This window comes from Streptomyces sp. NPDC058198 (assembly GCF_042882605.1).
Lineage (GTDB): Bacteria > Actinomycetota > Actinomycetes > Streptomycetales > Streptomycetaceae > Streptomyces.
Genome location: NZ_JBHVVP010000002.1, coordinates 660,070 through 685,686, shown reverse-complemented (window position 1 = coordinate 685,686; position 25,617 = coordinate 660,070). Strand labels below are relative to the sequence as shown.

Here is a 25,617-nt window from a genome sequence, read left to right as displayed (position 1 = left end):
TTCCTCGGCACCGTCACCGCCGACACCCTCGTCATCCGGCTCCGGACATGATCGGCCGGACAAGTCCTCACCGGGCCTCGGATAACCGAGCCTTGGACCGGATCTACATTCAGCTGGTGATCTTGAATGTGTCCGGTGAATCGTTCCGCTGCGCCACCTGCCCCGGGAGCAGGTTCTGGATCTTGTTGCCCGTGAACTTCCCCGTGCCGGTGACTCCCGAATTGATCCAGATTCCCTGCTTCGCCGGACGGTCGATCGTATTGTTCGTCAACGTTACATTGACGCGCGTGCGATCGATGCTGAGTCCTGCGGTGAGGGATCCGCGGATGATGTTGTCGCTCATGGTGACGTTCGTGAAAGCGTTCGGGAACTGCGAGGTGGCCCCTGGCGAACCAATGTGGACACCGTGCCGGACGCCGTTCCAGCCGCCGCCGCCCTGGAGGACGTTTCCGGTCACCGTGGCGGACTCCAGGGGGTGCCCCGAATCGCCGAACACGCTGATATCCATGGCATTGTTGGATGACACGCTGTTCACCACATTGTCCCGGACTTCAACGTTCCTTCCGCCGGCGATCCGGATTCCGTTGGCCCACCAGGGTGCGATCGCCGTGTTGTTCAGGATCTTCGCCCCGGACACCTGGCCGTTGTTTCCGGCGGGGCCGGCGTCCGAGTACGTCGCGAAGGAATCGTCACCGGTGTTCCGGGCGAAGTTGTTCCGAACCGTGATGTTGAGGCCGAGCTTCTCTGCGTTCGGCGAATTGCCGTTGTTGATGTTGTAGCCGTCGCCGTAGCTGTCGGCGGTCCGGCTGTTCTGAACGACACCGTTGGTGCCCGACAGCCAGTTGGCGTCGATGTGCCGCGTCCAGAGCCGGTCGATCACCCAGCCCGTACCGCCCGCGTTGACTCCGTAGTCCGAACCGCCGGTGCCACCGACCCCCCGCCACCTGGCGTTGGTGTCGATCTGAAGGTCTGTCACCGTGGTATTCGCGCCCACCGTGATCTGCGAGCGCCATGAGTTGGCCGGGATCGGAACCTTGCGGTACAGGGTGGTGTACCACATGCCGGCGCCCTGCACCTTCACGCCGCTGAAGTCCAGCCCCCTGGAGACCAGGCTGTTCGTCAGGTACTTGCCCTGCGGGATCCACACCGACTTGCCCTGCGAGCGGGCGGCGTTGACCGTGTTCTGGATGGCTACGGTCGAATCGTTCTGGAAGTTCGGGTCCGCGCCGTTGCTGACTACCGAGATCGAGTTCGCCGGCTGAGCCAGTGCGGCACCGACGTTCTCCAGGTCGACGGAGTCGATGTCGTAGACGGCGGCCGTGTTGCCGGCGTCCTTCTTGAGCTGGATGGTGCTACCCGGGACGATCGCCGCACCCGTCACCCGCAGGGGGAATTCGTTGTAGAAGCGGTAGGCCTCGCCTCCGGCGCCGGGGTCGTCCGGATTGGTGGTCGCACCGCGGTAGTTCCACGCCTGCTGAGAGCTGAGGGAGATCGCCTGGCGGAAGGTGCCGTTCACGTACAGGTTCAGCGTCGCGTTGATCCCGCCGCCCCCGGCCGAATCCGGAATCGAGGCGCGGACCACGAGGCTATTGGCGTTCTTCCCCGTGTTGTTCGTCAACGTCACGGAATCGCCATTGGCCTTCAATTCGACCAGCGAATAGCCCGAGGCTTCGCCCTCCAGGGTGGCCTTGGTCGGGGGCGTCGTGCCCGGGCTGATGGAGCGGACACGGGCGCCGCCGCCGAGCGTCCCGGATTCGGCTTCGACCGTCACGAAGGGAGTGGTGGCCCCGGCCGCGGCGACGATCTGAGCTTCGGACTTGGCAGCCGGCTGGGCAGCGGCGGCCACGGCAACGTTGTCAGGGCGCGCGTCGCTGCTCTGGACGGACACCGCGCCCGCAGCAAGCAACGCGACGCCGCATAGGCCGGGCATGATTCTGCGGTACATGTTTCACCCCTTGATGGGATTGGCAATTGTGCGGGAACCGCCAAACCGCGAGCGGCTACTTGCCCGAGGATGCTCGGACGCCAGGGAGGTCGGGACGTTCCGCCTTCTGCGCCGGCAGTTTGACCATACGGGCGAGATTGAACTGCCGAACTCACGACTCGTCAACGGTCCTAGCTCCCATTTCCGATACATCACGCTATGGAAAATTTGCAGTGCGATGTGTAGTGCGGGAGGGTAAGATCTCGCCATATGCATTGGATGGTCGCTGATATCACGTGGCGTATCAGAGATTTCGCGCCATAAAAAGGCGCAAACTTCACGGCACGACGGGCGCCGGGACTCGTGGGGCCGATGTGAGCCGCCCATGGTCGCATACCACCCCCTCGGGGCAGATGGCACACACCGTCAGCTGTGGTTCGCACCTGTGCGCCGAGCGGCGGCAAACCGCCTTCGGCGTTGAGCCGGTTACGGATGCGCTCCAGGGCGGTCCAGAGCCGCTGCGGTCCGCCCTGATGGACTTCCGGCGGGCCCCAGAACGGCGGGCGCAAACCGACGGTCGAGACGATGCGTTCGTACGTGCCCGGTACATGCTCGGTGGTTATGCAGCTGCGCGTGAGGGCTTACCTTGCCTGAAGGCGCTATCAAGCTGATGTGATCGGCTGGACGTGCCCTATAGACACCCGTGCCAGGTTTTGGTGATCATGTCATGCCCGAATCTATCCGCTTCCAGGCGAGCGCGGCCAGTCCCGTAGACGACATCTTGGTCGTCGGTAGCACCGCGAACGGGTCCACGCACCGTCTGTCCATTGGTGTGCGCCGCCGCCCGAAGCTCGTGGTGAGCGAGGAATCCTCGAGAATCCTCGATCCAACTTCTCGATTCCAATGTCACTACTGCTGTGGACAAATGGCCTCAGCTGAAGTGTCGCCGCTGGGGTCTGGCGCCAGCGGTCTTTCCCTCGTGCGTTCCAGCACACGAGCTCGGGCGCCCGGCCATCATGGCCCACTCCGTAGACTCACTGCTCAAGTGCCCGAGTCGCGGATCCGGCCATGCCGCACCGAGAGCGACTCCTCACGGTTGGGGATGCGGGCCGGAAGCGAAGCCACTGAAAACGGCCGTCTCCCGCGAAGCTCTTGACGGGCTTCGGTGGATTCTTGTTTTCCCCTACGCCACTACGGCGTGTCGATGGCGTCGAGGTGGTGGCGCAGGACGGCCCTGATCTCTTCGGTGCCGCCTGTAGAAGGCAAGGGCGACGGGGTGTCTTCGCCATTTGCCATGGCGAGGCTACTGGCGAAGCGGACGAGGTGCGGGGCGGGGGCGAAGGAGTCGCGGAGCCATATGGCGAAGACGGCGGCTTCGTCGGCGGTCACATCGGTGAGGGTGATGTAGGAGTAGTCGGATCTGGGCATCGCCGCCGTTCCGTCCACCCATACGTCCGGAGCCAACTCGACCTCGAAATCGAGCACTGTCATGTGGTGGATTCCGGATTTCCGGTATTCCACGGTGGGTTCGGGAAACCCCTGCCTCAAGGCCCTCTCCAGGGATTCGAGGGTGGCGTGCCAGGCTCCGCCCTCCTCGGGCGGGTAGAAGGCGAAGTTGGTCCGGAGGTTCCGCTCAGCGGTCACTGTCTTCCTCGGTCTCAGGGTACGTATCGCGTCGAGCCGGGCGTACCCGTCATCGCCATCATGGACTGCCAGTACGCGGCGTTGTCCCGCCCATTCGTGACGATCTCCAGGCCCCGGATCTCACCGTTCGCGGGATTGGCCATGGCCTGTTTGTAGCGGACGAGTTCCTTCTCGTCGCCCCCGTACATGGCGTCGACGACCGGATCCCACGCGATCTCTCCCTTGTTGTTCACTTTGACAGGCTTGGCCAGTGTGCCTTCGACACGGTCGAGGGAGCGGAAACTCTTCTTCTTGCAGTCCGGATCCCGCACATGCTTCGCCTCGACAAGGTATCCATCGGCGGGGCGTATGCCGTCCACCATCAATCCTCTCTTCTTCCCTGCCAGTGGCACCTCCCGCTCCGGATAGCCTGCGATGCGGAGTTGGTACGCGTTGTCCGGGTCACTCGGGCCGCCGCTGCCCGCCAGCCCTCCCCGGTTGAGCGAGTTCATTCAGGTGCGGAACTGTTGCTGTTCGGCAGCGGTGAGCAGGCGGGCCCGGCGCCGGCGGAATGGGGTCCGCGACGGGAATGCCTGGATCCACGGGATTGGCCAAGGGCAGAAGAGCCGGTGTCTGTCCTCGGTATGACGCGAGCGCGAACGGCACCGGGACGGGCACGCGGATCAGAGGAGGCAGAAACGGCATTCCGGGGCTCCGCGGGTCGTCCGAACCGTGCGGAAGTTTTACGCGTGCCTCCGACGCGTCCGTATCCGTTCCCGCCGAACATCGGCTGATCCCAGGGCATGTCCATCTCGAACAGATCCATCTGCTGCTGAAGGATCTTCTCCTTGGCGGCTTCGACGTGGTCGGCGTACCGGTCGCACGCCTTGGCGAGTTGAGTACAGGCCGCCACCAGGTTCACCACGAGAGGCTCATCCTGCTGGGCCCGATCCGAAGGGCACGTCGTGCCCACGCAGTTCTTGAAGTACGTCCGGAAGGAATCCGCTGCCTCGCCCGAGTGGGCCTTATCCGCCGTCGACGCGTAGGTCTGGGCATCTTCGAGGCGCATTGGCCTTCGTCCGCATTGCGGGTCGGGCCCCTGAGTCGTTTCCGGTGATCGTTGGAGAGAAATCAGGGGGAAGATCTTGGTCATGGTGCTGACAAGATCCCCAGATGCAGACGGATGCGTGGCTCAACCAGGACGACCACTTCGCGCCGGGCCGGGTGTTGTTCCGCTCTGATCGGGCGTTCAAGGTCTGGGCCTATTCACTCAGTCACAGCCAGCTCCTGCTGCGCAGCGCGCCCGTCGACGGTGGGCCGAGGATCGATGTGCTCTTCAAGCCCGTCGAGGCGATACGAACAGGGATGGTCTACGACGGCCTCGTCATCCGGTGCGCCACGGACGAGGAGCGCGCCCGCATCGTGGCGGATACCGGCAAGTCCGGCCGCAACAAGCGCGTCCACTTTCTGGAGACCTCGGACGGCCGCACGGACTATGTGATCTCCGGCGCCGTCGGCTGGGCCACCGACAACGAAGACCCTCGCGCCCCGAGCCGCCTCGCCTCCTTTGCCCCAGCCACCGATCCGGCGCGCATCCTGCCGACGGACGCGTCGTGACCGATCTCCCTCAGGCGCTGACCGCCTGGTTCGCCGAGCACGCGGCGGATCTCAAGGCGGAGGAAGGGATCAGCTGCGACCTCGGCAGGTCCCCGGAGGACGGCCGCAACAAGGCCAGCGTCTGGCTGACCCTGGAGTCCGAGACCCGCCAGGCCGCGATCACGGTCTGGGACAGCGGCGAAGCGGAAGTGGACTATGCCGACGTCGCAAGTGGTCAGGTCCACCCTGAGCACCGCGACCTACGTACCCACGCAGATCTCGCCGACGCGATGGCAGCGCTCGTGGACTGGATGCGACCGCCGAAGTCCGTGTGACTCGCCGCATCGCGCCCACGCCCGCCGGCCAGTTCAGGGGGTGGGGTGGCGTTGGGTGCGTAGGGTTTCCAGGAGGCGGAGCCAGGTCTCGCTTGCGGTGGGGTAGCTGGGGACGACGTGCCAGAGCGTGGGCACCGGGATGCGCGCGACGATGGCCATCGTCGCGGAGTGGACGAGCTCCGCGATGCCGGCTCCGGCGAATGTCGCTCCCACGATGGTGTCCGTCGCCCGGTCGACGACCAGCTTGGCGCGGCCGGTGTAGTCGTCGCTCAGTACGTACGTGCCGGCGAGCGCGGCCATGTCGTACTCGACCGTCTCGACGTCGATACCCGCGGCGCGCGCTTGCGCCTCGGTCAGGCCTGCCGAGCCGACCTCCGGATCCGTGAAGGTCACCTGCGGCAGACCGCGGTGCCCGTCCGCGGCGTTCAGCCAGCTCTCGTCCCCGCCGGGCGGCGGCAGTCCCGTGGCGTGCGCCGCGATCACCTCGCCCGCCACCCGCGCCTGGTACTTGCCCATGTGGGTCAGCAGCGCCCGCCCGCAGACGTCGCCGACGGCGTAGAGCCACTGCCCGTCCACGCCGCGCACGCACTGCTGGTCGTCGACCTCTACGTACCCGCCGTCGGGACAGCCCACGGAGGACAGGCCGATGTTCTCGGTGTGCGGCTTACGCCCGGTGGCCACGACCAACTCGTCGGCGAGCAGGGTGGTGCCGTCGTCCAGCAGCGCGGTGATCTCTCCGCCGTGCGGCAGCCCGACCCCCGTCTCCCGAGGGTCGTTCCGTTGTACGCGGGTGATCGTCCTGCCCGCGAACAGGCGTACGCCCGCGGCCTGGAGGCGGTCGCCGACCAGCTGTCCGGCGAACGGTTCGGAATGGGGCAGCAGTTGCTCGCGCCGGTACACCAGGTCCACTTCCTCGACGCCCAGTCCGCGGAGCCAGGTCGCCGACTCGCAGGCGACCACTCCCCCGCCCAGGATGATCACGCGTCGTGGCACCTGATGCAGGTTGGTGACGTCGCGGGAGGTCCAGGGGAGTGCATCGGCCAGACCCTGGATCGGCGGAATCATGGTGGAGGACCCGGTGTCGATCACCACCGCCTGCCCGGCCGTCAGGGTCCGCGTACGGCCCTCGGCCGTGGCCACCTCCACGGTCCGCTCGCCCGCGAGCCGCCCGTACCCACGCACCACGTCGATCCCCGTGTCGAGCGCCCACCGCATCTGCGAGGTGTCGTCCAGGCCGTTCACGACGACGTCCCGCCTGGCCAGCGCGGCCGGTACGTCGAGTCCCGCGCCCTCGACCAGGGAGGCCACCCCGGGCGCGTGACGTGCGCTGCCGAGGACTTCGACGGGGCGCAGCAGAGCCTTGCTGGGCATACAGGCCCAGTACGAGCATTCGCCGCCCAGCAATTGCGCCTCGACCAGGACCGCGTCCAGCCCTGAGAACTGTGTCGCGTACTGGGCCACATTCTCGCCCGCCGCGGCGCCGCCCAGGACAATGACGTCCCATTCCGAGCGGTCGGGATCAACAGACGCCGTCATCAGCCCCAGCCCTTTCCGTCAGCGAGCCTTGGGGAAGGCGGTCAGCGCACCCGGCCCATGAAGTCGCGGATGTAGTCGCTGATTTCTTCCCCGTGGGTCTCCAGCGCGAAATGCCCGGTGTCGAGCAGGTGGAATTCGCCTTCCGGCAGGTCACGTCGGTACGCCTCGGCCCCTGCCGCGCTGAATATTTCGTCGTTCTTGCCCCAGGTGACGAGCAGCGGAGGCTGGTGCTTCCTGAAGTACTCCTGGAATACGGGGTAACCGTCCAGATTGAACTGGTAGTCCCAGAAGAGCTGCAGTTGGATCGCGTCGTTGCCCGGCCTGTCCAAGCCCGCCTGGTCCATGAGCCACGCATCGGGTGCGATCCGGTCGAGCCGGTCTGCGGGCACGCCGTGGGTGTACTGCCAGCGCGTCGTATCGAGCGTGAAGACCTTACGGACTGCCTCTTCGTTCGCCGCACGGTCCTTGGCGTGCGCGAACAGGAGATCCCAGAAGGGAGTGAAGCCCTCCATGTAGGCGTTTCCGCTCTGGGTTATCAGTGCGGTCACGCGTTCGGGATGACGGCTGGCGATGCGCAGACCGATCGGGGCCCCGTAGTCGTGGATATAGAGAGCAAAATGATCGATCCCGAGCTGGTCTATGAGTCCTTCGGTGATCTGCGTCAGCCTGTCGAAGCTGTATTCGAACTCAGTGACCGAGGGCATGGCCGACAGACCGAAACCGATGTGATCCGGCGCTATCAGGTGATACCGGTCCCCCAAGGAGGCCAGCAGCTGACGGAACATGTGCGAACTGGAAGGAAATCCGTGCAGCAGCAGGATGGTCGGGGCGGACGGGTCGCCGGCTTCGCGGTAGAAGACTTCCAGGCCTTCGACGGTCGCCGTCCTGTAGTGAGTGACGGAATTACTCATGGTGCCTCACCTTGCGAGAACGTCGCGGGCGGATCGCCGGGGAATACCCCTCTGAGCAGGCACAACCGGCTCATGTACAGCGCAATTCCAACGGCATTCCAGCCTGCGCCTCAATCTCGCGGGCCGCAAGCCGACCCTGTTCAGTCCTGGAGCGCGGCGAAGAGGAGATTGAGCCCCTCGCTCATGGTGGGGTGCGTGATGATCATGTCTCGTAGCGCCGTGTAGGGCAGATCCGCGAGCATGGCGGTCTGTACGGTGGTCAGCGTCTCGCCCGCCTCGGCCCCGAGGAGCGCCACGCCGAGGATCCGCTCGGTGTCCCGGTCGACGACCGCCTTCCAGATCCCCTCCGTCTCCAGCGTCGTGCGGGCCCGCGGAATGGCGGCCACAGGCAGCTTGGCGACGCGCACGTCGTATCCCGCCGCCCTCGCCTCCGTCTCCGTCATACCGACCCGGGCGAGTTCAGGGCTGAGGAACGTGGTGTGCGGGATGAGCCGGTCCCTGGTGGAGCGGAAATCCCCGGCGAGATTGGCCTTGAGGATCCGGTAGTCGTCCAGGGAGACATGCGTGAACTGCGGACTTCCCGCGACATCGCCCGCCGCCCAGGTGTGCGGGACTCCCGTGGAGAGGTGTTCGTCGACCAGGATGAATCCCGTTTCGGTCGTACGGACACCTGCGGCGGCGAGATTCAGGCCGGCGGTCACAGGGTGACGGCCCACCGCCACCAGCACGTCGTCGCCCATCAGCGCGGTGCCGTCGGACAGCATGACGGCAGCCCGCCCGTCCGCGTCACGCTCGACGGAGGCGACGTGCCGGCCGGTATGGACTTCGACGCCTGAGGCGGTCAGCTGGGCGGTGACCGCCTCGGCGATGTCCTCGTCCTCGGCGGGCAGCAGCCGCGGCCCCGGTACGGTCACGCTGACCCGGCTGCCGAACGCCGCGAACATGTCGGCGAACTCCAGACCGACCGGGCCTCCCCCGATCACGACCAGACTCTCCGGCAGCCGGTCGAGACGCAGCAGGGTGTCACTGGTGAGCGCGCCGGCGTCGGCCAGGCCGGGGATGGCCGGTACGAGCGGCCGGGTACCGGTGTCGATGACCGTCTCGTCGCCGCGCAGCGTGCGGGAGCCGCCGTCGTCCAGCGTCACCTCGACCGTACGGTGCGCGGTGAACCGGGCTTCTCCGAGGACCAGTTCCATTCCGGAGTCGCGGAACTGCTTCCGGTTGGTCTTGACCATGCCGTCGACCACGCCGGTCTCGTGCTCCCGCAGCAACTCGACGTCGGCCCGGGGGACTTCGGCCAGCCCGAGCCGATGCGCACGACGCAGCGTGCGCAGCGCCCGGGCACTGGCCACCAGTGCTTTGGTCGGGATGCAGGCGACGTTGACGCACGAGCCGCCGATCATGCCGCGTTCGACCATGGCCACCCGCTTGCCCGACGTCGCCCAGTCCATGGCGAGCGTCTTGCCCGCCTTGCCCCCGCCCACCACAAGCAGGTCGAAGTCCTCCACCGATCGTCCTCCCCTGATCCGTGGGTGGATGCTGACACCGAGCGATCACACTCTCAAGCCGACCCACCGGCGGCCGGTCATAAGCCACCACCACGAGCCGTACGAAGATCCCAACGGCCCGATCGGAGTCGGGCTCCGAACGCCCCGATCGGAGTCGGCCCTGCCCGGACCAGTCGAATTCAGCTTCCCTCCCCCTTTACGTGAGCCGGCGGCGTGGTCAGTCTGGACATCCGAGTACATCGGGGGGAGTTGGATTGAATCTCAGCAGGGGTGACCGGGTTCTCCAAAAGCGCTACGAGCTAATCGAACGCGCTTTCCGGGATCGCGAAAGCGAAGACAGGGAACAAAGCGAGGACAGGGAACTGGGGGGCGCGCAGACCTGGCTGGCGCTCGGGGAGTATCAGCAGGAGTATCTGCTGAAGGTCTGGCCGCACAGCAAGGACGACCCCGACGCCTCGGACATGAACCGGGCCCTCTGGGACGCCGAGCTGCGGACGCTGTACCGGGCGTGCAGTTCACCGGGGGCCGAGCGGTCCCTGATGGTGCTCAGAGAGGCCGGCGTGGACAAGGAGGCCGGACTGCTGGTGATGGCTCTGGAGGCGCCGGGCTACTCCTGTCTGGCCGTCGAGCTGGCAGAGCGTCGCAGTTCCTATCACTGGCTCACCAACGAGAACGCGGAGTCGCGGCGCACTCTGTGGAACGGCCTCAAGGGTCTGGCGGACGGCCTCCATCTCCTCCACGAGCAGCAGGTGCTGCACACGGGAGTGGCTGCGGAGAGTGTCTTCCTGGACCCGTCCCAAGGAGCGGAATCACTGCGTCTTGGCGGATTCGAATGGAGCATGCGGGTCGGGTCGGGCTCCGTTCGCCCGATCTCCGCGCACTGGGGGACTCCGCCGGAGACCACGGGCGGTCCCCATCAGGTATTCGGACCGGACGGGGACTGGTTCGGATTCGGCATCCTGGCCGCGCGCTGCCTGCTCCCCATTGAACACTTGGGCAACAACTCCCCCACTCCGCAGGCGCGCTATCGACAGGTCCTCAACAAGATCGAGAAATCGAAGAATCTGCTGACCGATATCGAAAGGGAATTCCTGCTGCGGCTGGTGGCCGAATCCCCTCTCGAACGGATGACGCGCCACGAGGACATCGCGGCGGGCATCGAGGACATCGTGAGCAGGCTCAGCCGGTCCTCGGTGCCCAGCGAATGGGACGACCGGTATGTCCTCATGATCGACCCGAAGAACACCCAGGTGGTCGAGGCGGCGATGGCCGCGGGGCTCCGTAAGACGCTCGAACTCGGCCCCACCACGATGTTCAACCCGCGCGACAACAGGCATGTGGCCGCGCTGACCGGCTTCGTACAGCAGGACCTCAACAGCCAGGGCGCGCGGCTGTATCCGGTGCGCAATCAGCAGTTCCTCCTGTTGCTCGGCGACCAGCTCCAGTTACGCATCGGCCAGTACCGGGACCGCGGTGCGGGCGAGACGGAACCGACCTGGCGGCACGCCAAGGTCATGGGTACGGGCGAACTGCGCGGGGCGTCGGACGATGCCATCACCACGTTCCCGACCGGCAGCATCACCGTCCTGAACATCCTTCAGAACCTCCGCAGGACCGAGCCCACCCTCCTCCAGAACGCCTCCAGCTGGGAGCGCCGGCTGCCCAAGGTCGACAAGGCCGCGGAGCAGCGCGCGGAGCTGGAGAAGTTCTGCGCCTTCGTACGCGTAACGAACCAGATCGAACTGCTCTTCAGGGACGCCGAGCTGTTCGCCTATCGGGTGGTGGAGCGCACCGGCACCGACGGGGGCAAGGAAGAGATCACCATCGAGGAGCTGGAGCGCGAACGGGAGGTGCTCGGCTTCCTGCGGGTCGACGGCGGGCTGGTGGAGTTCCTCCAGCGGGAGCGGGAGAACTCCCTCAAGACCGACGCCGGACTCGTCGTACTGACCGGCCTGGGGCAGGAGTCGCTGAGCTCGCCGCCGGAGGAGCTCGCCTCCACCTGGTCGGTGACCCAGGTGGACGTCGCCCGCCGGCAGGCCAGGCTGACCCGGACGGACGTGGCGGCGCGGGTCACCACGGCGCCCGACCACGGCATCCTGCGCAGCCACGGCATGGACGGGCAGATCAAGCTGATCAGGCGGCGCAAGGAGGCGATCGACAGGCTGCGGAGTCACACCTACCTGCTGCGCAGTCTGGCCAATCCCGGCGAGGTCTACATGGATACGGGGAAGGTCGATCTGCCGGTCCACCTCGACCCCAAGAAGGTCGACGGTTCCAAACGGGCCGTCATCCAGGACGTGCTGCGCGTCCGTCCGATCTACGCGCTCCAGGGCCCGCCGGGTACGGGGAAGACCACCATGGTCGCCTGGCTGCTGCGGCAGATCCTCGCCGAGGACCCGGTGGCACAGATCCTGATCACGGCTCAGGCGCACGGCGCGGTCGACGTGCTGTGGTCCAAGGTCAAGGAAGAGGCGTTCAACGGCGTTCCCGAGGACCGCAGGCCGCTCGCGGTCCGGCTGGGGCGGAGGTCCGCCGAGGGGAACGCGCACCAGGAAGGGTCGGTCGACGAGGTCGTCGCCCAGATCCTCGGCAGCGCGATGGGCCGGCTGGAGTCACAGCCGGCGCGCAGTGACCTCCAGGATGCCTGGCTCGACGCGTGCCGTGTGATGAACGCGGAGCGGACGTCCCTGGACCAGGGGGCCCTTCTTCCGGACTTCCGGCAGCTGGTCAAGCGCGGGGCCAATCTGACGTTCTGCACCACCAGCGCCGGCGAGCTGGAGGGGCTCTCCTCCGAGTTGAGCTTCGACTGGTCGATCGTCGAGGAGTCCGGGAAGGTGCACGGCTTCGATCTGGCCCTGCCGCTCCAGGCGGGTCACCGGTGGCTCCTGATCGGTGACCAGAAGCAGCTTCCGCCGTACCGCGACAAGGACTACCTCGACGCGGTCAACAGTCTCGACCAGGTCGTCGAAGCGCTCGACTCGCTCCCCGACGGAGCCGCGCGGCTGCTGGACCGGGACTTCATACGAATGTGGCGGGACTGGGACGAGAGCGAGCGCAAGGAGTTCATCGACTACTCCAAGCACTGGCTCAAGGTGTTCGAGAGGATCTTCGAGAACTGCGGTTACGCGCTGGGGGGACGCAGCGAGAACGAGCTCGTGCTGACCGGGATGTCGCAGCGGGATCCCGAGGGTGTCGCCGACAGGTCGGAGCAGGGCTCCATGGCCGGCATGCTCGCGGTGCAGCACCGGATGCACCCGGACATCGGCACGCTGATCTCCGAGGCCTACTACGGCGGCAACCTCACCAACTCCACCCGGACGGAGTCGCCGCTCGCGGAGATCCCGGCGCGTCTCACCCATCCCTTCGTGTCGCCCGAAGACATCCGCGGCAAGGCCATCGTCTGGATCGACACCCCGTGGAGCACGGCCGGCGAGAAAGCCGGCGAATGGGGGGCGCCCACGAGCGGGAAGCAGGTGCCGCGGTACATCAACCCGGCCGAAGCGCACGCGTTGTTCCGCTTCGTCGAGCAGTTGCGGATCGACCCGGCCGCGGGACACGGGGATCTGAAACTGACCGTGCTGTCTCCCTACAGTCAGCAGGTCGGCTATCTGGAGCGGAACCTCTCCACCTGCCGGCTCCCGACGGGCATCCGATTCGCGGAGCGAGCACGGCAGCGGGCCGATCAGCGGCCCCGCTCCGGAGCGTTCACGGTGGATTCGTTCCAGGGCGACCAGTCGGACATCATCGCGGTCAGTCTGGTACGCAACAACCAGGCGCCCGGCCATCTGCGCGGTCAGGGCATGGGCTTTCTCCAGGACGCCCCGCGGCTGAACGTGCTGCTGTCGAGAGCGGAGCGACTGCTCGTGCTCGTCGGGTCCTGGGACTTCTTCCAGCACCACACCGAACTGGTCGATCTGGAGCGGCCCGAGAAGGAGCTCTGGCACTGGAAGAAGGTGTTGACCATGCTCGACGCCTGGGAAAAGGCGGGGCGGATACTGCGGCTGCCCGCCGATCTCACCACCTACCGCGAGCCGACCGTACGGGAAGTCCTCGGCAGCCGCCGCCACGGAGGTGCGCGATGATCCTGCTTCTGCCGGTGAGCCGGTTCCGTGTCACGTACGAGGTGGGAGCGGGACGGCCCTATTCGCGGCTGGAGGAGCTGGTCTGCCGCATGATCGCGGAGGCCGCGCAGCCCGTGACTCTCGCACAGCTGCGCGAGACCTTCCGGGTGCACGACCGGCTGCTGATCGAAAGTGTGGTCACCCTGGTCCGGGCGGGCTGGGCGGCCATGAACCTGGGCGAGGGCCTCGCCATCACGGAACAGGGCAGGCAGACGCTGAGTACGGGCAAGAGGCCGCAGGCCACCGTCGTCCACAAGGTGCACACCAGCCTCTATATGGAGCGCGTGGGCGGACTCCTGGAGCGGGAGACACAGTCCGGACTGAACGTGCGGACACTCAGGGAGCTCAAGGATCTCAAAATGAGCCCCGCCGATCTGGAGCGGTCGACCTTGGCCGTGCGCAACCCGCGTAACAGCCTGTCCATCGGTCAGGCCCAGGGGTTACTGCCGCACAGGGCGGGCGAATGGATCCGCTGGGTCGGGGAACCCCGCATGCACACCAAGGCCAGCGAGTTCGTGCCCGTGCACGTGGACCTCGAGTCCCGCACGGTGACCGGCCTCCCCCGTACCTGGGAACCGCTGCTCACCGAGGTCCTGCTCGGGGCGGCGCGGGAACGGGAGGAGGAGATGCGGCAGTTCACGGAGGAGGAGATCGGCCGGCTGATCACCCGCCGCCCCGGGGCCAGGGCTGTGACGTCCCGGGCCGACCGCATGGCGGCTGTACCGCTGCTTCCCGGAAGCGCCCTCCTCGTCCCCGGTGAGGCGGAGTTCCGGTCGGTGGCGCGGCGGACCATCGAGGACGCGGAGACGTCTGTGCTCCTCATGGTCTCCGCGATCGACGCGGTCTCGGTGAAATCCTGGGAGCCTCAACTGAAGGGCGCGCTCAGCCGCGGCGTGCGGGTCGATGTGCTGTGGGGCGAGGCGAACGCGGACGGCGACGGGGTCGCCGAACTGAAGCGAATCGCCTCCCAGAGCGCGGCCGGCTCGGTCCGCTCCCTGCGGTTCAACGCCCGCCCGGCCGGCACGGTCAGCCAGATCGTGGTCGCGGACCGCCGAGCCGACGGCGGCGCCGGCACGGCGACGGCGGTCCTGGGTGGCGCTCCGCTGATGCACGCGGATACCGGACCCGGCCGGGCTCTTCCCGCGCTGGTCGTCTCCGACGCCTTCGTGGTCGCGCAGATCGCGCGGGCTGCCGCCGGATGGTGGGCGGAGACGGCCGGCGAGGACTTCTCCGCCGCGGTCGACCGGTGGCGGCGCCTGGCATCGGGGTGGGAGGAGAGCATCCAGTCGTCCGGGGTTCCGCGGCCCGCCCCCGCACTTCCCGGGGCCGGTAGCCCGGATACGGCGCTGGTCGTCCTGGATGCCGACTGCGCCCTTCTGGAGTCGGCGGCGGATCAGGTCGACGGTTTGATCGTGCGCGCGTACCGGACCCAGGCGGTGGAAAACGGCGGGCCTGTGGTGCGCGGAGCCGTGGCCGTACATCTGCGCGGGCCGTCGTGGGCGGGCCGCTCCGACCCGATCACCGAGGCAACGGCGGGCGCGGACTGAGGGAGCGCGGGGGCCGGGCGGGGGCGGGGCGGGAGATGTGGGGGGGGGTCAGAGGCGTGTGGGCGTGGAGACTCCGAGTGCCTTCTTGATGGAGCGGTAGCGCGCCAGCAGCACCGGCCTCGTCCAGCGCAGGGCCGCGGGGAAGTGGCTCACCATCTCCGCGTACGCCGGCGTGCGGTCCGGGTCCTCCAGGAGGCCGAGCACCAGGTGGGGGCTCGTACGCGTGACTCCCTGGACGATCGACTTCCGCAGCCGCAGGATGTCGCGGTCCGGCACGCGCGGGAACAGCTCCAGCAGCACCGGCTCCTCCTCGTCGAACTGCTTGATCAGGATGGCCTGGACCCGCTGCGCCGACGGCAGCCCGTACAGGGCCGCCTGGCCGACGATCACCAGGGACGCGGGGTGCGGCCCCACGCCCTCCGGGGTGGCTATCGCATCGAGCGCCCTGGCCAGAGCGTGCAACTCGGCGTCGAGTGCCTGATGCTCGATGGTCAGCTCGTCGATTTCAGCGACCGAGTCGGGAAACAGGTCGCGCAGCACCGGCCAGAAGAGCACGTCCTCACCCGCGTGATGGCGGTGAACGAACTCGATCAGCCAGCGGGACGTGGCCACCAGCGCCCTGGCGTCGACGGGCTCACCGTCGACCAGGCGCGCGAACGACTCGCAGACCAGGGCGGCGCCCCGGCGCATGACCGTGTGAACGGCCAGCAACTCCTCGTACATGCGTGCACCCTCGGCCCGAAGCGTGGGTGAAGCAGTCATCATCTATCCCTCGAATTCGGGTAATACCATGAGCAACGAAATCAAGTTTACTGCGCCCAATGTCTGTCATAAAATGCCCTTATGTCCGGTGTCCGGCCATACCACTCCCCGCGCCGCGCCCTCACTGCGGCAGCGACCCGGCGCGACATCATGGACGCTGCGCGACGGCTCTTCCTGAAGCGCGGCTACGCGCGAGTGACCGTCGCCGATATCGCCCGCGAGGCCGGGACCGCGGTCAAGACGGTCTATGTGAGCGCCGGCGGCAGGCTGGAAATCCTGCGGGAGACCGTGCACCGAGCCGTCAAGAACTCGGGCGCTCAGGAGACCGTGAAACAGGTACGGCGCACGACGGACGCCGTCGACGCCATCGCCTTGCTGGCACACCGCACGCGCCTCGACAACGAGGAACACCGCGAGTCCATTGCCATCCTCTACAGTGCTCTACCCGTCCATGAGGCTGCGGAAGCACTCTGGGACGAGGGCACTGCCTTGTATAACTCCGCCCTGCGCGAAATCGCAGCACATCTGGACAATCTCGACGCACTCAGGCCCGGCACGACCGTCGACCGGTGCGCGGATGTGCTGTGGTTCTGCTTCGGCCTGGGCGCGTGGCGCACTCTTATCGACGACTGCGGCTGGAGCTGGGACCAGGCCGAGGCGGAGCTTGCCTCCATGGCCACGAAGATGCTGATCGAGGACCGATAGCGGACCGAGCTTCCGGAGTTGTCCACAGGCTGAGGGGGACGCCGACGGAATGTCAGGGGCCGGGCGCAGAATGGGGTCATGACTGAGATCACCGGTTCGACGCCGGACTCCATGCCGGAGTGGGAGAAGCGCTTCCGGGCGCCGCGGGTTTCGCTGCCCGACTGGGCGGAGGACGCGCCCGACCGGGCGCTGTTCGTGTCCAACGCGACAGGGACGTACGAGCTGTACGCGTGGGATCGCGCGACCGGCGAGCAGCGCCAGGCGACCGACCGGCCGAACGGGACGACGGACGGGGTGCTCTCGCTCGACGGCGAGTGGATCTGGTGGTTCTCGGACACGGACGGGGACGAATTCGGGGTCTGGATGCGGCAGCCGTTCACCCCTGGAGCGGACAAGCCCGCCGGACCGGACCAGCAGGGCGGTCCGGACCAGCAGGGCGGACGGGACGGCGCCGGTGCCCCCGGCCTCGACGAGCCCGCGGCGCCGGGGCTCGATCCCTCCTATCCGGCCGGGCTCGCGCTCGGGCGGGACGGCACGGCGGTCGTCGGGCGGTCGACCGACGACGACGGATCGACGGTCCATGTCGTACGGCCGGGGGAGGCGCCCGTCGAGATCTACCGGCACCGGGAGTCGGCCGGCGTCGGAGATCTGTCGTACGACGGCGAGCTGCTCGCCATCGAGCACACCGAGCACGGGGACGCGATGCACTCGGCGGTCCGGGTGCTGCGGCTGGACGGCTCGTTGGTGGCCAACCTGGACGACACCGAGGGCGGCACGCGCGAGCTGGGCCTTGAGGTGCTGGGCTTCGCGCCGGTGGACGGGGACAGCCGGCTGCTCATCGGCCATCAGCGGCGGGGCCGTTGGGAGCCGATGATCTGGGATCCGCTGACCGGCAAGGAAACCGATCTCGCGATCGAGCTGCCCGGTGATGTCAACGCCGAGTGGTATCCGGACGGCTCGGGGCTGCTGGTCGCTCACAGCTTCGAGGCCCGTAGCGAGCTCTGGCGGTACGACTTCGCCAAGGGCGCGCTGATCGCGGTGGACACCCCGGCCGGGACGGTATCGGGGGCGACGGCCAGGCCGGACGGGAGCGTGGAGTATCTGTGGTCGTCGGCCGCGCGGCCGCCGGTGGTGCGTTCCACGGCCGGCCGGGTGGTGCTCGACCCGCCGGGGCCGAAGGCGCCCGCCTCGGTGCCGGTGGAGGACGCGTGGGTCGAGGGCCCGGGCGGCCGTGTCCACGCGCTGGTGCAGCGGCCCGCGGGTGAAGGCCCGTTCCCGACGGTCTTCGAGATCCACGGCGGGCCGACGTGGCACGACAGCGACGCGTTCGCGGCGGGCCCTGCCGCGTGGGTCGACCACGGGTACGCGGTCGTACGGGTCAACTACCGCGGCTCCACCGGGTACGGACGGGAGTGGACGGACGCGCTCAAGCACCGGGTCGGGCTGATCGAGCTGGAGGACATCGCGGCGGTCCGCGAGTGGGCGGTGACCTCCGGGCTGGCCGACCCGGCGAAGCTGGTCCTCGCGGGCGGGTCCTGGGGCGGCTATCTGACCCTGCTCGGCCTCGGCACCCAGCCGGAGGCCTGGGCCCTGGGGCTCGCGGCGGTGCCGGTCGCCGACTACGTGACGGCGTACCACGACGAGATGGAAGCCCTCAAGGCGATGGACCGCACCCTGCTGGGCGGCACACCGGAGGAGGTGCCCGAGCGCTTCGAGGCGTCGTCCCCCCTGACGTACGTCGACGCGGTGCGGGCCCCGGTCTATATCTCGGCCGGTGTGAACGACCCCCGTTGCCCGATCCGCCAGGTGGAGAACTACGTGGAGCGCCTGACGGCCCGGGGCGCGACGCACGAGGTGTACAGGTACGACGCGGGCCACGGCTCGCTGGTGGTGGAGGAGCGCATCAAGCAGGTCCGGCTGGAGCTGGACTTCGCGACGAGACACCTGGGCTGAACGAGGCACCTGGGTCAGACCGGGCGTCTGACCCAGGGCGGCAGCTGAGGGAGGAGGGGCGGGCCGGGGCCCCGCGGCCGAGTCGCGGGGCCGCGTTCCGTACCGTGGAGGGGTGTACCGGTTCCTGGTGACTCCACGCTGGTGGGGGATCAATGTCTTCGTCGTGCTGGCGATTCCCTTTTGCATCTTGATGGGGACGTGGCAGCTCGGGCGCTTCGAGGACCGTGTCGACTCGCACAAGGCCGCCGAGGAGCGGCCGGATCCGGGGAAGCGGGCCGCGGTGGCGGTGGAGACCCTGCTCCCGGTCGATCAGGAGACATCCGGGCGGCACGCGACGGCGAGCGGCCGGTACGGCGATCAGTTTCTGGTGCCCGACCGGGAGCTGGACGGCAAGAACGGCTCGTATGTCCTGACCATGCTGCGTACCGACGGCGGCCAGGCGCTGCCGGTGGTGCGCGGATGGCTGGCCCCCGGCAAGAAGGTACCCGCGCCGCCCACGGGCGAGGTCACCGTGACCGGATCCCTTCAGGCGTCCGAGTCCACCGGGTCCGACGGGGTGCGGGCGGGCGGCGGGCTGCCGCAGGGGCAGCTGGGCATGATCAGCGCGGCGTCGCTGGTCAACCTCGTGCCGTACGGGGTGTACGACGCCTGGATCACCGTCAGCGAGGCGTCGGACGGGCTGCGCGCCGTGCCCGCGGCCGCGCCGCAGAACACCGGGCTCGACCTCAAGGCGTTCCAGAACCTCGGTTACACCGGTGAGTGGTTCGTCTTCGCCGGCTTCGTGGTCTTCATGTGGTTCCGGCTGTACCGGCGCGAGGCCGAAGCGGTCAAGGACCGGGCACTGGGACTGGAGACCGCCGCCTAGGCCCGGTCCATACCCTGGGGCGGGCACCTTCGGCCCCCGCCCCGCCCCGCTACAGCGCCTCGCTACGACGCGCTGAGGACGCCCGTCCGGTAGATCGTTCCCGCGCAGGCGTTGGGGATCGTGGCCTGTGCGTTCGGCGCGCCCGGCTCCGCCGTGTGCGACACCGAGACGCTGCCGTCGGCCGTGCCTCCGTCATTCACGAGCTGGGTTTCCGCGTTCGACGCGCCGGAGCCGGAGCCCGAGCCGGAGCCCGCGCCCGCATCCGGGCCGGACCCGCCGCCGCTCACACCCGACGAGCCGTCGTCGGTGGCCGTGGGGTCGGGCGAGGGGCCCACCGACGGACAGCTGTCCGTCGGCACCCAGGCGAACTGCACCTCGTACGCACTGTTCGGCCCCAGGACCACCGCGTTGGTCTCCAGCGACGGATCGGGCAGCCCGCTCGCCGCGTCACCCGCCGTGTGCGCCACGACGCTGATCTTGGTGGCGTCGGCCGCGCCCGCCGCCTGGAAGTTGATCGAACCGCTGCCGTTGACCGAGCAGTCGGCGCCCGAGACATTGGCGACGCGGAAGGTGCCGTACACCTTGCCGTCGGAGCCGGGTGAACCCGCCTCGGCCGTGGTGACCTGCAGCTGGCTCGCGTCGCAGGTGGGCGACGAGGCGGTGTAGGTGTCACCAGGGCTGGCCGTGCCGCCCGGGACACCGTTCGGCGACCCCGACGCGTCCGCACCGGGCTCGCCGGTCTTACCGGGGTCGCCCTCGTCGGCGGACACCTTGTCGGACGGCAGGCCCGAGTCCTGCTCGGTGCCGTCGCCGCCCTTGCCGCCGCCGCCCTTGCCGCCCTGCTGCTGGCCATGACCGGCGTTGACGGGGTTCCCGTCGGACAGACCGCCGGAGTTGGCGACATGGACGAAGGCGGGGACCGCCGTGCCGAACAGGAGCGCCGCGGCCGCCATCCCGACGATCGCCTGCCGCTTTCTGGCCCGCCGGGTCGGCACCGCCTTGCGCAGATGGTCGAGTACGCCGTCGGCCGGCTCCAAGTCCTGCACGGCGTTGTGCAGCATCCGGCGCAGCGCCAGCTCGTCCCCGCCGAAGCTCCCGCTCAGGTCGCCGCCGAAGCTCCCGCTCAGATCACCGCTCAGGCCGCCGCGCAGGTCACCTTGCAGGTCGCCCAGCCAGTCACCGCCCGGGTCGCCGCTCGGGCCGCCGCCCGGGTCGCCGCCCGGGTCGCCGCCCGAACCGCTCGCCCTTCCGCTGTCGCTTCCCTTGCCGCTTCCGCTGCCGGCACCCGTACCGCCGAGGCCGCTCAGCTCGTTATCCGGCCCGTTCTTCACAATTCCGTTTCCAGTCAGGTCGTCCATCGGCGCGTCCGGACCGGTCTGCTCGTTCTCACGGCCTTCTGCCCGGCCGAATCCACGCCGGTCCTTCCACCCACTCATGACGTGGCCTCCATCGCGACGCGCAGCGCCGCGATGCCCCGCGAGCCGTACGCCTTCACCGAGCCCAGGGAGACCCCCAGCGTCTCGGCGACCTGCGCCTCGGTCATGTCCGCGAAGTAGCGCAGGACCAGCACCTCGCGCTGCCGGCGCTGCAACCCTCGCATCGCCTTGATCAGCGCGTCCCGCTCCAGCAGGTCGTACGCACCCTCCTCGGCACTCGCCATGTCGGGCATCGGCTTCGAGAGGAGCTTGAGGCCGAGGATGCGCCGGCGCAGCGCGGACCGGGAAAGGTTCACGACAGTCTGCCGCAGGTACGCGAGCGTCTTCTCCGGCTCACGTACGCGATTGCGCGCGGAGTGCACGCGGATGAAGGCTTCCTGGACGACGTCCTCGCAGGAGGCGGTGTCGTCCAGCAGAAGGGCCGCGAGACCGAGCAGCGACCGGTAATGGGCGCGATAGGTCTCGGTGAGGTGGTCGACGGTGGTACCCGCTGTCATCGTGTCGTCAGCGCCGTCGCGCTGGGACGGGATGCGGGTCGGCCGCGCAGCGGGCATGGGAGCGATCACCGGCATGCCGCCGGCCGTGCGCGGTCGCCGGAGGGGGCGCACTGCAACGCCGCGCACCGGGACAATCCCTGTGATGTCGAGAACCTCTGCCACGCCTGTTGGACACGCTTCCCCCCGTCAGGGTTGTACGCGCACGCCAGCCCATTTGACGGTGCACCAATTGCCCTCATACGTACCGAATCTCCCCCAATGCCCCAATTTTTTGCGACGCACAGGGGCGACCGCAGAGACGCTTTCCGGTCGGCCGGCGGTTGCAGTGCCTCCGCAGAAAGACGGATCCACATCGTCGGACATGACAACGCCCAGCTCAAGCGGTACAGACCTTCGACTTGATCACAGGACGTTCACAGACCCTACAAAGATTTAAGGATCGGGGGCGCCTGGTTTTCCGCCGACTGCCTCCGCACAGCCCGGAGTTAGGGCCGCGCGCGGCCGGGCACGACACCGCCCGTCACCGCTTCGACAGCTCCACCGCGATGGCCTCGGCGATCTGCGCGGTGTTCAGCGCGGCGCCCTTACGGAGGTTGTCGCCGCAGACGAACAGCTCCAGCGCCCTGGGATCGTCCAGCGAGCGCCGTACGCGCCCCACCCAGGTGGGGTCCGTGCCCACCACATCCGCCGGCGTCGGGAAGTCACCCATCGCCGGATTGTCGAAGAGCACCACCCCCGGCGAGGTCGCCAGGATCTCGTGCGCCCGGTCGACCGTGATCTCGTGCTCGAAGCGCGCGTGCACGGCCAGCGAGTGCGTGGTGATCACGGGGACATGGACACACGTCGCCGTCACCCGCAGCGTGGGCAGATCCAGGATCTTCCTGGTCTCCTCACGGATCGCCATCTCCTCCGAGGACCAGCCGCCCTCCCGGAGCGAACCGGACCACGGCACGACGTTGAGCGCCAGCGGGGCGGCGAAGGGCCCGGTGGTGTCGCCCACGGCGCGGCGCACATCGCCCGGATGCGTGCCCAGTTCCGTACCGGCGACCATGGAGAGCTGATCGCGCAGAGCGCTGACGCCGTCCTGGCCGGCGGCGCTGACCGCCTGGTACGAGGAGACCACCAGCTCCCGCACGCCGAACTCGGCATGCAGCGCGCCCACCGCGACGATCATCGACAGCGTGGCACAGCCCGGACTCGCGACAATGCCGCGCGGACGGGCCCGTACGGCATGGGGATTCAGCTCGGGAACGACCAGCGGGACATCGGGATCCATCCGGAAAGCGGCCGAATTGTCCACGACCACCGCGCCCTTGGCCGCGGCGATCGGTGCCCACTGGGCGGACACCTCGTCCGGTACGAGGAACAGCGCGACGTCCACGCCGTCGAGGGCCTCCTCGGAGAGCCCGACGACCTCGGTCTCCTCGCCGCGTACGGACAGCTTGCGGCCGTCCGTACGGGGCGAGGCGATCAGCCGGATCTCGCCCCAGACGTCGGCGTGCTGCGACAGGATCTGGAGCATGACGGCGCCGACGGCCCCGGTCGCACCCACGACCGCGAGCGTCGGCCTGCCGTTCATCGTGCGCTGCTTCCGCTTCTACGCCCGGCGTACGCGCGCCCGAAGCCCGCGTACGCACCGGCCCGGGTCATCGTCCCGTGCCCCCGTAGACCACGGCCTCGTCGGAGTCGCTGTCGAGCCCGAAGGCGGTGTGCACGGCGCGCACGGCCTCGTTGACCTCGTCCGAACGGGTGACCACCGAGATACGGATCTCACTGGTCGAGATCAGCTCGATGTTCACGCCCGCGTCCGACAGCGCCTCGAAGAAGCTGGCCGTGACCCCCGGGTTGGTCTTCATACCCGCGCCGACCAGCGAGATCTTGGCGATCTGGTCGTCGTAGCGCAGCGACTCGAACCCGATCGTCGACTTCGTCTTCTCCAGTGCGTCTATGGCCTTGCGGCCCTCGGTCTTCGGCAGCGTGAAGGAGATGTCGGTCAGACCGGTCGACGCGGCGGAGACGTTCTGCACCACCATGTCGATGTTGATCTGGTTGTCGGCGATGGCCCGGAAGATCGTGGCGGCCTCACCGGGCTTGTCGGGGACACCGACGACCGTGATCTTCGCCTCGGAGGTGTCATGGGCGACACCGGAGATGATGGCCTGCTCCACCTTGCGTGCCCCTTGTGGCTCGTTGCTGACCCATGTGCCCTGCAGCCCCGAGAAGGACGAGCGGACATGGATCGGAATGTTGTAGCGGCGTGCGTACTCCACGCAGCGGTGCAGCAGCACCTTGGAGCCGGAGCTGGCGAGCTCCAGCATGTCCTCGAAGGAGATCCAGTCGATCTTCTGGGCCTTCTTCACGACCCGCGGGTCAGCGGTGAAGACACCGTCCACATCGGTGTAGATCTCACACACCTCGGCCTCCAGCGCGGCCGCGAGCGCGACAGCGGTGGTGTCCGAGCCGCCACGCCCCAGGGTAGTGATGTCCTTCTTGTCCTGGGACACCCCCTGGAAACCGGCGACGATGGCGATATTGCCCTCGTCCAGCGCGGTACGGATCCGGCCCGGCGTGACATCGATGATGCGCGCTTTGTTGTGGACCGAGTCGGTGATGACGCCCGCCTGGCTACCGGTGAACGACTGGGCCTCGTGGCCCAGGTTTTTGATCGCCATCGCCAGCAGGGCCATGGAGATCCGCTCTCCGGCGGTCAGCAGCATGTCGAACTCACGCCCGGCAGGGATCGGGGATACCTGTCCGGCGAGATCGATCAACTCGTCCGTCGTGTCGCCCATCGCCGAAACCACGACGACCACCTGGTGGCCGTTCTTCTTGGCATCGACGATTCGCTTGGCGACCCGCTTGATGCCCTCGGCATCGGCTACGGAGGAGCCTCCGTACTTCTGCACGACAAGGCCCACGTGCGCTCCTCGCTCAGTCCATTACTACTGTCGGCTCAGTTTAACGAGCGGCCGCGCGATGCCTGGGCTATACCACATCGTGAGATGTCCCGCTCACTTCATGATTACCAGGAGACGTAGCCGCCCGCTCGGTGAGAATGCATGCCCCCGATGACTGACGACACGCAGAAACGTGGGGTGCGTCACACGAGCGGGACTCAGGTCGCTGGGTGCTGGGTGCGTCCGAGGGCGCCGTGTAGGGGCTGGGGGATCGTCCGTGCCTTCAGGCCGGCCGCGGCGCGGGCCTCTGATGCCCGGCGGGCGACGTCCACCTGGGCGGGGACGGCGCGGAAGGTGTCGGGGATCGCGTCGATGACCACCCCGGCCTCCTCCGCCACGTCGTAGGCCGTCATCTCCTCGCGACAGTCGACGCATACGCCCCTGATCAGCAACGTTGTCGTCTCGGGTACGTCGCAGGTCATGCAGACCGTCACGGCACGGGTGATGTACGAGGGCTCGCTGACCGGTTCGGGCGGCATCTTGTTCTCCAGTCGGGTACGGGCAATCGCACCGGGACTGTGCAGCGGATGCGGCAGCCCGGCGGTCAGGGAACGGGTGAGGTGATCCGGCGTCGCACCACGCGCCAGCCACGTCGCGGCCAGCCCTTCGAGCGCGGCGCACTCGGCGGCGGACAGCGTCATACGGGGCTCGGTACGGCCGAGACGGGCGAGGACGCGGTACGCGTCGGAGGGTGCGGGGGCCGCCGGGGCGGGCCGCGGCTCGGGTTGCGGTCGCGGTTGCGGTTCCGGTTGCGGTTCCGGCTCGGCGGCGGGCTCGGGTGCGGGCCCGGGGTTCGACTCGGCGGCCGCCTTGGCCCGCCTTTCCGCCTCGGTGAGGTCGACCCCGCGAAGGCCGCCCACGAACGCCTTCCACCAGTCGTCGTCCCTGGCCGTACGGGAGAAGTACGTACGCGTCACCCAGCGGAAGCTGCTGTCCTCCAGCGCCAGGTGTTCCTTCACCCGGCGCAGGTGGCCGGCGTCCGAGAGGAAGTTCAGCGCCTTGCCGCACGCCTGCTGTCCGTAGTCGGCGACGTTCGCGGCGAGGGCCTTGTAGCCGATCGCCGTGCCCTCGGGCAGGCGATCGATGTACGCGGCGATGGCCGCTTCCCTCGTGCGCAGATGTGCGAAGTCGGCTTTGCCGCGCGGGCATTGGTCGGGCGCACAGCGCTTGCCGTAGCCGGGATTGGCCAGGGGATGTGCGGGCGCGGGCAGGGCAGCACTAAGGTCTTGGGAAACCACGATCGATCCGTTTCGATCCGTCGGTCAGGCCCCGGACTCGGTGTTGGCGCACCGACCGGGGCTGCTTAATGCTGCGAACGCTAAACGGTCACCACGCTGTGGC

The 25,617-nt window shown here is 68.2% G+C and carries 20 protein-coding genes; 7 read left to right on the top strand and 13 right to left on the bottom strand.

Translation table 11 applies throughout. The annotated features are described in order from the left end of the window. Positions 1-109: 109 nt before the first annotated feature. The 4 genes from ACFVWW_RS11545 to ACFVWW_RS11530 all read right to left on the bottom strand — a co-directional run bounded on the left by ACFVWW_RS11545 (position 110) and on the right by ACFVWW_RS11530 (position 4,700). Positions 110-1,945, bottom strand: a complete 1,836-nt coding sequence (locus ACFVWW_RS11545) for a right-handed parallel beta-helix repeat-containing protein (RefSeq protein WP_386877324.1) — start codon at positions 1,943-1,945, stop codon at positions 110-112. Between the two features lie 1,170 nt (positions 1,946-3,115). After that, on the bottom strand, positions 3,116-3,568 hold the full coding sequence (locus ACFVWW_RS11540; RefSeq protein ID WP_386877323.1) for a hypothetical protein: 453 nt from the start codon (positions 3,566-3,568) through the stop codon (positions 3,116-3,118). A gap of 14 nt (positions 3,569-3,582) precedes the next feature. Then, positions 3,583-4,059, bottom strand: a complete 477-nt coding sequence (locus ACFVWW_RS11535) for a restriction endonuclease fold toxin-2 domain-containing protein (RefSeq protein ID WP_386877322.1) — start codon at positions 4,057-4,059, stop codon at positions 3,583-3,585. Continuing rightward, a complete protein-coding gene (locus ACFVWW_RS11530) occupies positions 4,056-4,700 on the bottom strand; it encodes a hypothetical protein (RefSeq protein ID WP_386877321.1) in 645 nt (214 codons plus the stop codon). The genes ACFVWW_RS11535 and ACFVWW_RS11530 overlap by 4 nt, the downstream gene beginning before the upstream one ends. A 20-nt stretch (positions 4,701-4,720) precedes the next feature. Here ACFVWW_RS11530 and ACFVWW_RS11525 point away from each other — a divergent pair, with 20 nt between their 5' ends. Further along, positions 4,721-5,164 (top strand): hypothetical protein, encoded by a 444-nt coding sequence (locus ACFVWW_RS11525; RefSeq protein ID WP_386877320.1) that lies wholly within the window; start codon positions 4,721-4,723, stop codon positions 5,162-5,164. Then, positions 5,161-5,478 (top strand): hypothetical protein, encoded by a 318-nt coding sequence (locus ACFVWW_RS11520; protein ID WP_386877319.1) that lies wholly within the window; start codon positions 5,161-5,163, stop codon positions 5,476-5,478. The genes ACFVWW_RS11525 and ACFVWW_RS11520 overlap by 4 nt, the downstream gene beginning before the upstream one ends. A gap of 33 nt (positions 5,479-5,511) precedes the next feature. Here ACFVWW_RS11520 and ACFVWW_RS11515 read toward each other — a convergent pair whose 3' ends face one another. The 3 genes from ACFVWW_RS11515 to ACFVWW_RS11505 form a co-directional block, all read right to left on the bottom strand. Further along, entirely contained in the window at positions 5,512-7,014 is a 1,503-nt protein-coding gene (locus ACFVWW_RS11515; protein WP_384332561.1) for a dihydrolipoyl dehydrogenase family protein, read from the bottom strand. Between the two features lie 41 nt (positions 7,015-7,055). Further along, complete coding sequence (locus tag ACFVWW_RS11510; protein WP_384179483.1) at positions 7,056-7,925, bottom strand: alpha/beta fold hydrolase; 870 nt, start codon at positions 7,923-7,925, stop codon at positions 7,056-7,058. Between the two features lie 140 nt (positions 7,926-8,065). Next, a complete protein-coding gene (locus ACFVWW_RS11505) occupies positions 8,066-9,433 on the bottom strand; it encodes a dihydrolipoyl dehydrogenase family protein (RefSeq protein WP_386877318.1) in 1,368 nt (455 codons plus the stop codon). 254 nt (positions 9,434-9,687) lie between these two features. Between ACFVWW_RS11505 and ACFVWW_RS11500 the strand changes: the two genes are divergently transcribed. Together ACFVWW_RS11500 and ACFVWW_RS11495 are read left to right on the top strand one after the other, a co-directional pair. Continuing rightward, complete coding sequence (locus tag ACFVWW_RS11500; protein WP_386877317.1) at positions 9,688-13,515, top strand: AAA domain-containing protein; 3,828 nt, start codon at positions 9,688-9,690, stop codon at positions 13,513-13,515. Then, complete coding sequence (locus tag ACFVWW_RS11495) at positions 13,512-15,101, top strand: hypothetical protein (RefSeq protein ID WP_386877316.1); 1,590 nt, start codon at positions 13,512-13,514, stop codon at positions 15,099-15,101. Before ACFVWW_RS11500 ends, ACFVWW_RS11495 begins: the two co-directional genes overlap by 4 nt. Before the next feature lie 48 nt (positions 15,102-15,149). Here the strand turns inward: ACFVWW_RS11495 and ACFVWW_RS11490 are convergent, their stop codons facing one another. Then, positions 15,150-15,863 carry a hemerythrin domain-containing protein gene (locus ACFVWW_RS11490; protein ID WP_386877315.1) on the bottom strand — a complete coding sequence of 238 codons (714 nt, stop codon included), beginning with the start codon at positions 15,861-15,863 and terminating at the stop codon, positions 15,150-15,152. Positions 15,864-15,944: 81 nt separating this feature from the next. Here ACFVWW_RS11490 and ACFVWW_RS11485 point away from each other — a divergent pair, with 81 nt between their 5' ends. From ACFVWW_RS11485 to ACFVWW_RS11475, 3 genes are all read left to right on the top strand, one after another. Continuing rightward, a complete protein-coding gene (locus tag ACFVWW_RS11485; RefSeq protein ID WP_386877314.1) occupies positions 15,945-16,568 on the top strand; it encodes a TetR/AcrR family transcriptional regulator in 624 nt (207 codons plus the stop codon). 78 nt (positions 16,569-16,646) lie between these two features. Next, positions 16,647-18,521 carry a S9 family peptidase gene (locus ACFVWW_RS11480; RefSeq protein WP_384332578.1) on the top strand — a complete coding sequence of 625 codons (1,875 nt, stop codon included), beginning with the start codon at positions 16,647-16,649 and terminating at the stop codon, positions 18,519-18,521. A gap of 112 nt (positions 18,522-18,633) precedes the next feature. Then, the gene (locus ACFVWW_RS11475; RefSeq protein WP_384332581.1) at positions 18,634-19,386 is read left to right on the top strand and encodes an SURF1 family protein; all 753 of its coding nucleotides are present in this window, start codon (positions 18,634-18,636) and stop codon (positions 19,384-19,386) included. A gap of 62 nt (positions 19,387-19,448) precedes the next feature. On the opposite strand, the gene ACFVWW_RS11470 is transcribed toward ACFVWW_RS11475, so the two are convergent. From ACFVWW_RS11470 to ACFVWW_RS11450, 5 genes are all read right to left on the bottom strand, one after another. After that, on the bottom strand, positions 19,449-20,822 hold the full coding sequence (locus ACFVWW_RS11470; RefSeq protein ID WP_386877313.1) for a hypothetical protein: 1,374 nt from the start codon (positions 20,820-20,822) through the stop codon (positions 19,449-19,451). Continuing rightward, positions 20,819-21,481 (bottom strand): SigE family RNA polymerase sigma factor, encoded by a 663-nt coding sequence (locus tag ACFVWW_RS11465; protein ID WP_384179465.1) that lies wholly within the window; start codon positions 21,479-21,481, stop codon positions 20,819-20,821. Before ACFVWW_RS11465 ends, ACFVWW_RS11470 begins: the two co-directional genes overlap by 4 nt. Positions 21,482-21,839: 358 nt before the next feature. Then, entirely contained in the window at positions 21,840-22,898 is a 1,059-nt protein-coding gene (locus tag ACFVWW_RS11460) for an aspartate-semialdehyde dehydrogenase (protein ID WP_384179463.1), read from the bottom strand. A 67-nt stretch (positions 22,899-22,965) separates the two neighbouring features. After that, positions 22,966-24,237 (bottom strand): aspartate kinase, encoded by a 1,272-nt coding sequence (locus tag ACFVWW_RS11455; protein WP_384179461.1) that lies wholly within the window; start codon positions 24,235-24,237, stop codon positions 22,966-22,968. Between the two features lie 197 nt (positions 24,238-24,434). Continuing rightward, the gene (locus tag ACFVWW_RS11450) at positions 24,435-25,514 is read right to left on the bottom strand and encodes a hypothetical protein (RefSeq protein ID WP_386877312.1); all 1,080 of its coding nucleotides are present in this window, start codon (positions 25,512-25,514) and stop codon (positions 24,435-24,437) included. Positions 25,515-25,617 lie beyond the last annotated feature (103 nt).

Bases quoted from the DNA above. Each gene is read 5' to 3' on its own strand.
- ACFVWW_RS11480 (WP_384332578.1), top strand. From the start codon at position 16,647: ATGACTGAGATCACCGGTTCGACGCCGGACTCCATGCCGGAGTGGGAG.
- ACFVWW_RS11470 (WP_386877313.1), bottom strand. From the start codon at position 20,822: ATGAGTGGGTGGAAGGACCGGCGTGGATTCGGCCGGGCAGAAGGCCGT.
- ACFVWW_RS11460 (WP_384179463.1), bottom strand. From the start codon at position 22,898: ATGAACGGCAGGCCGACGCTCGCGGTCGTGGGTGCGACCGGGGCCGTC.
- ACFVWW_RS11530 (WP_386877321.1), bottom strand. From the start codon at position 4,700: ATGACCAAGATCTTCCCCCTGATTTCTCTCCAACGATCACCGGAAACG.
- ACFVWW_RS11490 (WP_386877315.1), bottom strand. From the start codon at position 15,863: ATGACTGCTTCACCCACGCTTCGGGCCGAGGGTGCACGCATGTACGAG.
- ACFVWW_RS11545 (WP_386877324.1), bottom strand. From the start codon at position 1,945: ATGTACCGCAGAATCATGCCCGGCCTATGCGGCGTCGCGTTGCTTGCT.
- ACFVWW_RS11535 (WP_386877322.1), bottom strand. From the start codon at position 4,059: ATGAACTCGCTCAACCGGGGAGGGCTGGCGGGCAGCGGCGGCCCGAGT.
- ACFVWW_RS11485 (WP_386877314.1), top strand. From the start codon at position 15,945: ATGTCCGGTGTCCGGCCATACCACTCCCCGCGCCGCGCCCTCACTGCG.
- ACFVWW_RS11510 (WP_384179483.1), bottom strand. From the start codon at position 7,925: ATGAGTAATTCCGTCACTCACTACAGGACGGCGACCGTCGAAGGCCTG.
- ACFVWW_RS11515 (WP_384332561.1), bottom strand. From the start codon at position 7,014: ATGACGGCGTCTGTTGATCCCGACCGCTCGGAATGGGACGTCATTGTC.
- ACFVWW_RS11495 (WP_386877316.1), top strand. From the start codon at position 13,512: ATGATCCTGCTTCTGCCGGTGAGCCGGTTCCGTGTCACGTACGAGGTG.
- ACFVWW_RS11525 (WP_386877320.1), top strand. From the start codon at position 4,721: ATGCAGACGGATGCGTGGCTCAACCAGGACGACCACTTCGCGCCGGGC.